At 67.5% G+C, this 7,825-nt stretch carries 6 protein-coding genes; 3 read left to right on the top strand and 3 right to left on the bottom strand.

The features are described 5' to 3' along the window. Positions 1-81 precede the first annotated feature (81 nt). The 3 genes from ACIBK2_RS20025 to ACIBK2_RS20015 form a co-directional block, all read right to left on the bottom strand. On the bottom strand, positions 82-537 hold the full coding sequence (locus ACIBK2_RS20025; protein ID WP_396969011.1) for an AMP-binding protein: 456 nt from the start codon (positions 535-537) through the stop codon (positions 82-84). A 152-nt stretch (positions 538-689) separates the two neighbouring features. After that, a complete protein-coding gene (locus ACIBK2_RS20020) occupies positions 690-1,784 on the bottom strand; it encodes an ABC transporter substrate-binding protein (protein WP_396969010.1) in 1,095 nt (364 codons plus the stop codon). A gap of 177 nt (positions 1,785-1,961) precedes the next feature. Continuing rightward, a complete protein-coding gene (locus ACIBK2_RS20015) occupies positions 1,962-2,765 on the bottom strand; it encodes a VOC family protein (protein WP_396969009.1) in 804 nt (267 codons plus the stop codon). Between the two features lie 249 nt (positions 2,766-3,014). Here ACIBK2_RS20015 and ctaD point away from each other — a divergent pair, with 249 nt between their 5' ends. From ctaD to ACIBK2_RS20000, 3 genes are all read left to right on the top strand, one after another. Next, positions 3,015-4,757, top strand: coding sequence for a cytochrome c oxidase subunit I (gene ctaD / locus ACIBK2_RS20010; protein ID WP_396969008.1), 1,743 nt, complete (start codon positions 3,015-3,017; stop codon positions 4,755-4,757). Positions 4,758-4,985: 228 nt separating this feature from the next. After that, positions 4,986-6,206 (top strand): phosphoserine phosphatase SerB, encoded by a 1,221-nt coding sequence (gene serB, locus ACIBK2_RS20005; RefSeq protein ID WP_396969007.1) that lies wholly within the window; start codon positions 4,986-4,988, stop codon positions 6,204-6,206. A 126-nt stretch (positions 6,207-6,332) separates the two neighbouring features. Beyond that, positions 6,333-7,814 carry an amidase gene (locus tag ACIBK2_RS20000; RefSeq protein ID WP_396969006.1) on the top strand — a complete coding sequence of 494 codons (1,482 nt, stop codon included), beginning with the start codon at positions 6,333-6,335 and terminating at the stop codon, positions 7,812-7,814. The last annotated feature ends 11 nt before the right edge of the window (positions 7,815-7,825 follow it).

Raw genomic sequence — 7,825 nt, 5'->3', positions numbered from 1 at the left:
TGACGTGTGCACCGATGCCGATTGCCGACAAGTCCGGCAAACATGCCGCGAGGCGCGCCCGAACCAGGTGCGCCCGGCGGGTCAGGCCGCCATGGGCAGCTGGTCGGCCTCGGTGAGCGGTGCGTCCGAGCCCGCGAGGTAGCGCTGCAGGGTGGAGCGGTCGTCCAGCACCAGCCAGGAGATCGCGTCGGTGAGCTCGCCGCGCTGCGCCTTGGTGGTCACGCCGAGGGTGGTGCCGAGCATGAACGCCCCGTCCGCGGCGGCGGGGACCGGCGTGCCGCCGATCTTGACGATGGCCCGCTCGGCGACCACGGACTCGATCTCGTCGGCGATGGCGAGGGCGACCCGGGTGTTGGCGCCCGCGCCGATCCCGAGCAGCAGCCTGGCCAGCCGGTTCGACCAGCGATCGAGCTCGGCGTAGGTGAGCGCGCAGTCGTCGGTGGACACCACGACCGCGTTCGGATCGACCTCGGCGACGGGCCGCGCGAGCGGCAGCAGGCGGAGGTTGTCGGCGAGCGAATCGGTCAGCGTATGCATTGTGGTTGTCCCTCGAAGTCGCGGTGCAGAGGTGGTCTTGCGTACCTCTAAATCTCGTCTACGAGGGAGAACTTCGACAGCAACCCAAGCGCTGGTGCTGCTACCTCCCAGGGTGGGGAAATATTCACCCCAGGGGGTACTGCGGAGCTAGATCAGTCAGTCACGAATCCGTTGAGGGTGCCGTTCAGATCGGTGAGCAACGCGCGGGCGGCGACGAGGCCGTTGCCGTGCCAGACGGTGTCCTCGACGGCGAAGACGCGTTTGTCGGTCGCGGCGCCGAGGTTTTTCCAGTCGTCGGTGCGCATCACCGTCTCGCCGTGCTTCTTGCCCTGTTCACCGGCGAGGATCACGTAGATCAGGTCGCCCTCCACCTTGGTGGCGAACTGGTCGGGGTTGACGTCGAAGGAGGGGCCGCGCTGGGCGGTGGGCCGCTGCACGCCCACGTCGCCGACGACCTGGCCCGCGAAGCTGTTGCTGCCCTGAACCTCGTTGGTATCGGCGGTGAATCGGAGTAGCGAGGCCTGGGTCTGCGTGGCCGAGATCGCGTTACCGATGTCGGTCGCCTCGGTGCGGTAGTTGTCCAGCGCGGTGTCCGCAGCCGCGCGGCGGCCCAATCCCGTTGCGAGCGCGGTGAATTCGGCCTGCCAGCTGTTGTTCGCGCCGACCAGGACGGTGGGCGCGATCTGCCGGAGCGCGTCGAAACTCGCAGTGGCGGTGGGGATGTCACCGAGAATGAGATCGGGGTGCAGGTCGGCGATGAGCGCCGGATTCGGCTGCGCGGCGGTGCCGACGCCGGGAATCTTCAGCACGCCGGTGCCGAGGTAGGCGGGCTGCGGATCCGGGCCGTCGAGGGTGACCGCGCCGACGACGCGTTCCCACAGGCCGACCGCGCATACCGCGTCCAGGGCTGAGGTGGTGAGCACCACGATGCGCTGCGGATCGGCGGGCACCTCCGACACACCGACGGCGTGCGTGACACTGCGTGTGCTGCCGCTCGCCGGATCGGGTGCGCTCGGCAGGGCACAGGCCTTGGTGGTGTCGCGCTCGAGCCCGATGACGCCCGCACCGGCGATGTTCGTGGTGGTGCGCACGATGCTGCTCGCGTCGTCGGGCTTGCTGCTGCAGCCCGCCGCGACGACGGTCGCGGATAACGCCGCGAAGGCGATGATCCGGCGGGCCACACGGGCGGTGCCGGATCGGGGTGAAGCTGTGCGGTTTCGGGTGCGAACGAAGGCGCTCAGCGGCATGCGGGTGAGGGTACATGCGTGGGTGCGGCCGGACGGGGACAGGTCAGCGCCACCGCGTGCCGTATTCCGTGGCGCGCATGGGTCGGCGGCCGCCCGGTGTGCCGCATCCCCGCGGCACACCGGGCTAGGTCGCGCGGAATCCCGCTGTCGGACAGGGAATTCCGCACGGTAGCGGGTTCAGGCCTTGTCCCCGCCGATGCTGAAGCGCGCGCCGGTGACATCGGTGACCGTCGCCAACCGGCCGAATTCGGAGTCCTCGGGCGGTCGCACCACCGAACCGCCCAGCTCGACGACCTTGGCGACCGTCTTGTCCACATCGTCGGCGCCGAAGTACACGCTCCAGGCGCCGGGGACGCCCTCGGGCAGGAAGGCCGAGGCATCGAGGACACCGCCCAGCATGGGGCTGTCCGAATGAATGGTGGTGTAGCGGAACTCGTCTGCGTCCGAGACGGTGAACGGGTCCTGCCAGCCGAACACGTCACGGTAGAAATCGAGCGCGGTGCCGTAGGCGCGGGTGTGCAGCTCGAACCAGGACGGCACGCCCTCGTTGGCGCCCCATTTTCCGCCGGTGACCAGGGCGGCGGTCTCGATGCCCCGGAACGTGCCCGCCTGCCAGACGCCGACGCCTACGCCGCCCGCGTCGCCGAGTACGGCCATGCTGCCGAGATCGCCGACCGCCATCGGCGGCACGACCACGCTGCCGCCCTGTGCGACAGCCTGGTCCGTGGTGGCCTGGATATCGGTGCTCGCGAGGTAGATGGTCCACTGCTCGGGCGCGTCGGCCTCACCTTCGGTGTGTCCCATGGCGCCCGCGACCGCGAGGCCGTCCTGCCGGAAGGTGACGTACCCGCCGAACTCCTCGGCGCGCTCGGCGGTCCACCCGAACAGCTCGCCGTAGAACGCGATGCTGCGGTCGAGATCGGAAGTGTAGAGATCGACCCAGCAGGGATCGCCGGGCTTGGGCTGGTTCTGGTCGCTCATCGCTGGTCTCCTGGGCAGGGGTGGAACACTGGTCACCGATATAGACGCCTGCCGCGAACGAAACTCATCGCTGCCGTCGGTCCGTGCTCACCAACGAAATACGACACAGAGTAGGACCCGTGCGGATTGCTGCGGCAGCACGGTTTACGATTCCAGAAGCGCAAGCGAACTGTCGTCTGTTCCGACATGGGGATGGATGCAAGCAGCGGAGCCTGCGGAGCGAACCTAAAGGCACCTTCAGGAGGATCAGTGACTGCGGTAGAGCCCCAGCCAGTCCAGCAGTTGGAAGCGACTCGGCCGTATCCGGCACGGACCGGGCCGAAGGGTTCGTATCTCTACAAGATGGTCACCACCACCGACCCCAAGGTGCTCGGGGTCATGTACCTGGTGACCGCGATGAGCTTCTTCCTCGTCGGTGGCCTGATGGCGCTGATGATGCGCGCCGAACTCGCGCGCCCCGGCCTGCAGTTCCTCTCGCCCGAGCAGTTCAACCAGCTGTTCACCATGCACGGCACGATCATGCTGCTGTTCTACGCGACCGCGATCGTGTTCGGCTTCGCGAACATCGTGCTTCCGCTGCAGATCGGCGCCCCTGACGTCGCCTTCCCGCGACTGAACGCGTTCAGCTACTGGCTGTACCTGTTCGGCGGCACGATGGCGACCGCGGGCTTCATCACTCCGGGTGGCGCGGCCGACTTCGGCTGGACCGCCTACACCCCGCTGACCGACATCCTGCACTCGCCGGGCGTCGGCGCCGACCTCTGGATCCTCGGCCTCGCCGTCTCCGGTCTGGGCACCATCCTCGGTGGCGTCAACATGCTGACTACCGTCGTCTGCCTGCGTGCCCCCGGCATGACCATGTTCCGGCTGCCGATCTTCACCTGGAACATCGCCGTCACCAGCGTGCTTGTCCTGCTTGCCTTCCCGCTGCTGACCGCCGCGCTGTTCGGCCTGGCCTACGACCGCCACCTCGGTGGCCACATCTACGACCCGGCCTCCGGCGGCGTGCTGCTCTACCAGCACCTGTTCTGGTTCTTCGGGCATCCCGAGGTGTACATCATCGCGCTGCCGTTCTTCGGCATCGTGTCCGAAATCTTCCCGGTGTTCTCGCGCAAGCCGATCTTCGGTTACACCACGCTGGTCTACGCGACGCTCGGCATCGCCGCGCTGTCCATCGCGGTGTGGGCGCACCACATGTACGCCACCGGTGCCGTGCTGCTGCCGTACTTCTCCTTCATGACGTTCCTGATCGCGGTGCCGACGGGCGTGAAGTTCTTCAACTGGATCGGCACCATGTGGCGCGGGCAGTTGACGTTCGAGACGCCGATGCTGTGGTCGATCGGCTTCCTGGTGACGTTCCTCTTCGGTGGTCTCTCGGGTGTCATCCTGGCCAGCCCGCCGCTGGACTTCCACGTCACCGACTCGTACTTCGTTGTCGCGCACTTCCATTACGTGCTCTTCGGCACCATCGTGTTCGCCACCTTCGCAGGCATCTACTTCTGGTTCCCGAAGATCACCGGCCGGATGATGGACGAGCGCCTTGGCAAGTGGCACTTCTGGACCACGTTCGTCGGCTTCCACACCACGTTCCTGGTGCAGCACTGGCTGGGTGCCGAGGGCATGCCGCGTCGTTACGCCGACTACCTGCCCAGCGACGGTTTCACCACGCTGAACACCATCTCCACCATCGGCGCGTTCATCCTCGGCGCCTCGATGCTGCCGTTCATCTGGAACGTCTTCAAGAGCTTCCGGTACGGCGAGGTCGTCACCGTGGACGACCCGTGGGGCTACGGCAACTCGCTCGAATGGGCCACCAGCTGCCCGCCGCCACGGCACAACTTCTACGAGCTGCCGCGGATCCGATCCGAGCGTCCGGCGTTCGAGCTGCACTATCCGCACATGGTCGAGCGGATGCGCGCCGAAGCGCACGTGGGCTGGGGTTCGGGTAAGCACGCCCACGACGTCCACGAAGGCGCAGTGGTAACCAAGTAGGATTTTCAGATACAACGACGAGTGTGCACCTGCTGGTCATAGCGGGTGCATGCGCGTTTTACATTGCAAATGTTTACGCAATACGGCCCCTCGCATGTGTCAATTGCTCACCGCAGGGTGCTTCCGTTAGGTGGCGCTGGTGCCCAGGTGTAGGTCGCTGCTGTGCTCAGCTTTTTACACTGAGCGCAGAGCGTCTCCATCGAACACAGGACTTGGAGCTACACCATCGTGGCCGACACCACCGTTCTCGTCACCGTCACCGGACCCGACCGTCCCGGTGTGACGTCCGTGCTGCTCGCGGCGATGTCCAGGCACCACGTGAGCCTGCTCGACGTCGAGCAGGTCGTCATTCGCGGCCGACTGACCCTCGGCGTGCTCGTTACCTGCCCAGGTGACCCCGAGTCGCTGCAGGAAGAGCTCGAAGAAGCGATGAACACCGTCGGCGTGCACGTCGACGTGGAGGTCGACGCGGCGATCGGCCGGGAGCCGATGTCCACCCACGCCGTGGTCATCCTGGGCGCCCCGGTCACCGCACACGCGTTCAGCGCGGTGTCACGGCAGCTTGCCACCCTCGGCGCCAATATCGACACCATTCGCGGCATCGCGGACTACCCGGTTACCGGGATGGAGCTATTGGTCACCGCGACCGACACCGGGGCAGGCACTGACTACCGGCTGCGCACGGCGCTGGCCGAGGTGGCGGTGGCCGAACGGGTCGACGTCGCGGTGGAACGCGCCGGGCTGGCCCGCCGGGCCAAGCGCCTCATCGTGTTCGACGTCGACTCCACCCTCATCCAGGGCGAGGTGATCGAGATGCTCGCCGCGCACGCGGGCGTCGAGGAGCAGGTCCGCAAGGTCACCGAGGCGGCCATGCGCGGCGAGATCGACTTCGGCGAGTCGCTGCGGCAGCGGGTCGCGACCCTGGAGGGCTTGGACGAGTCGGTGATCGAGGAGGTAGCCGACCAGATCGAGCTGACCCCCGGCGCGCGCACCACCATTCGCACGCTGCGTCGGCTCGGCTTCCGCTGCGGCGTGGTGTCGGGCGGGTTCCGTCAGGTGATCGAGCCGCTGGCGCACGAGTTGGAGCTGGACTTCGTACAGGCCAACACCTTGGAGATCAAGGGCGGCAAGCTGACCGGGCGGGTCGTCGGCGAGATCGTCGACCGCGCGGCCAAGGCCACCGCGCTGCGCAAGTTCGCCGCCGAGGCCGGGGTGCCGATGGAGCAGACGGTCGCGGTCGGCGACGGCGCCAATGACATCGACATGCTCAACGCGGCCGGGCTCGGGGTCGCGTTCAACGCCAAGCCCGCGCTCCGCGAGATCGCCGACGCGGCACTGTCGCATCCCTACCTGGACGCGGTGCTGTACGTCCTCGGCGTCACCCGGCACGAGGTGGAGGCGGCCGACGCCAGGGACGGCGGCGTGCGGCGGGTGCCACTCGATCAGTGAACGGCCAGGTAGCGCGGGCCGTTCGAGACAAAGACAAGAATCGGTTGTCGTTGTCGCACCGTAGTTTTCGCTGTTGTTAATCTAATTCGACAGTAGTGCAGTGATTTTCGTCGCTAGCGTCGCTGCATGACGAACAACGAAGTGGCAGAACTCGTCCTGGCGCCCGCGGCGGAGCTCGCGCGGCGGATCCGCAGTCGTGCGGTGTCGCCGGTCGAGGTGGTCGACGCGTACCTGAGCCGGATCGAGGACAAGAACACCCAGATCAACGCCTACGTGAGCGTGCTCGCCGACGAGGCCCGGGCCGCGGCGAAGACGGCCGAGGCCGAGGTGGCCGCCGGGCGGGTGCGCGGACCGCTGCACGGGGTGCCGATCGCGATCAAGGATCTCTTCGACTTCAAGGCGGGCGTGCCGAATACGTTCGGCGTCAAGGAGTTTGCCGCGTATGTGCCGGAGGAGACCGCTCCGCACGTGCGCAGGCTCGAAGAGCTCGGCGCCATCGTGCTCGGCAAGACGAACACGCCTGAGTTCGGGCACAAGGCGACCACCGACAACCGGTTGTTCGGGCCGACCAGCACCCCGTTCGCCCTGGACCACAACGCGGGTGGCTCGTCGGGCGGCAGCGCGGCGGCGGTCGCGGCGGGCCTATGCGCGTTGTCGCAAGGCTCCGATGGTGGTGGCTCCGTACGTATTCCGGCCGCCATGTGTGGCGTGGTCGGCCTCAAGCCGAGCTACGGGCTGCTCGCCGGGGTGGTGCGGCCGGATGCCTTCTTCACCATGGATCCGTTCATGGGCAACGGCCCGCTGGCCCGTTCGGTCGAGGACTGCGCGCTGATGCTGGACGCGATGGCGGGCTTCGACGAAAACGACCCAGGCAGCGTGCCATTGGCCACCCAGCGGTACAGCGACGCGATCTTCGCGCCGGTGGCGGGCCTGCGGGTGGCGTATCTTCCGACGCTCGGCGGCTTTCCGGTCGAGGCCGAGGTGCGTACGGTCGTCGACGCGGCGGTACGCGCGTTCGAGATCGCGGGCGTCGAGGTCGAGACACCCGAATTCGCGCTGCCCGCACCGCATCAGGAGGTCACCGATCTGTGGCTGCGGCTCACCGGGTCGGCCATGGTGTCGTTGCTCGAGATGTTCGGCGATCTCGGACTCGACCTGCGCGCGGTGTCCTGGGACAACCTGCCGCCGCAACTGCGCGCCGTCGCCGATCGCGGCGCCGCGATGACCATGGCGCAGACGCGCCGGGATCAGTTCCTGCGCACCGCGATCTTCGATGCGATCCTCGCGGTCCTGGACGGCTACGACGCGATCATCAGCCCGACCCTCGCGGTGGCCGGGGTGCCCAATGCGGACGACGGCTGGACGGTCGGGCCGGACTCGGTCGCGGGGGAGACCGTCGATCCGGTGCTCGGCTGGTGTCTGACCCATCCGTTCAACTACAGCGGCCACCCGGCGATCTCGGTGCCCGGCGGTACGACGGCGCAGGGGCTGCCGGTCGGGATGCAGATCGTCGGTCGGCGTTTCCGTGACGACACCGTGCTGAGTCTGGCCGCGGCTTTCGAGCGGATTCAGCCATGGCACCAGACCTACCAGGGGTTGCTCGACTGACCGGGCGCTAC

This window comes from Nocardia sp. NPDC050175, from assembly GCF_044459885.1.
Classification (GTDB): Bacteria; Actinomycetota; Actinomycetes; order Mycobacteriales; family Mycobacteriaceae; genus Nocardia.
This window is presented reverse-complemented; position numbering and strand designations above follow the sequence as displayed.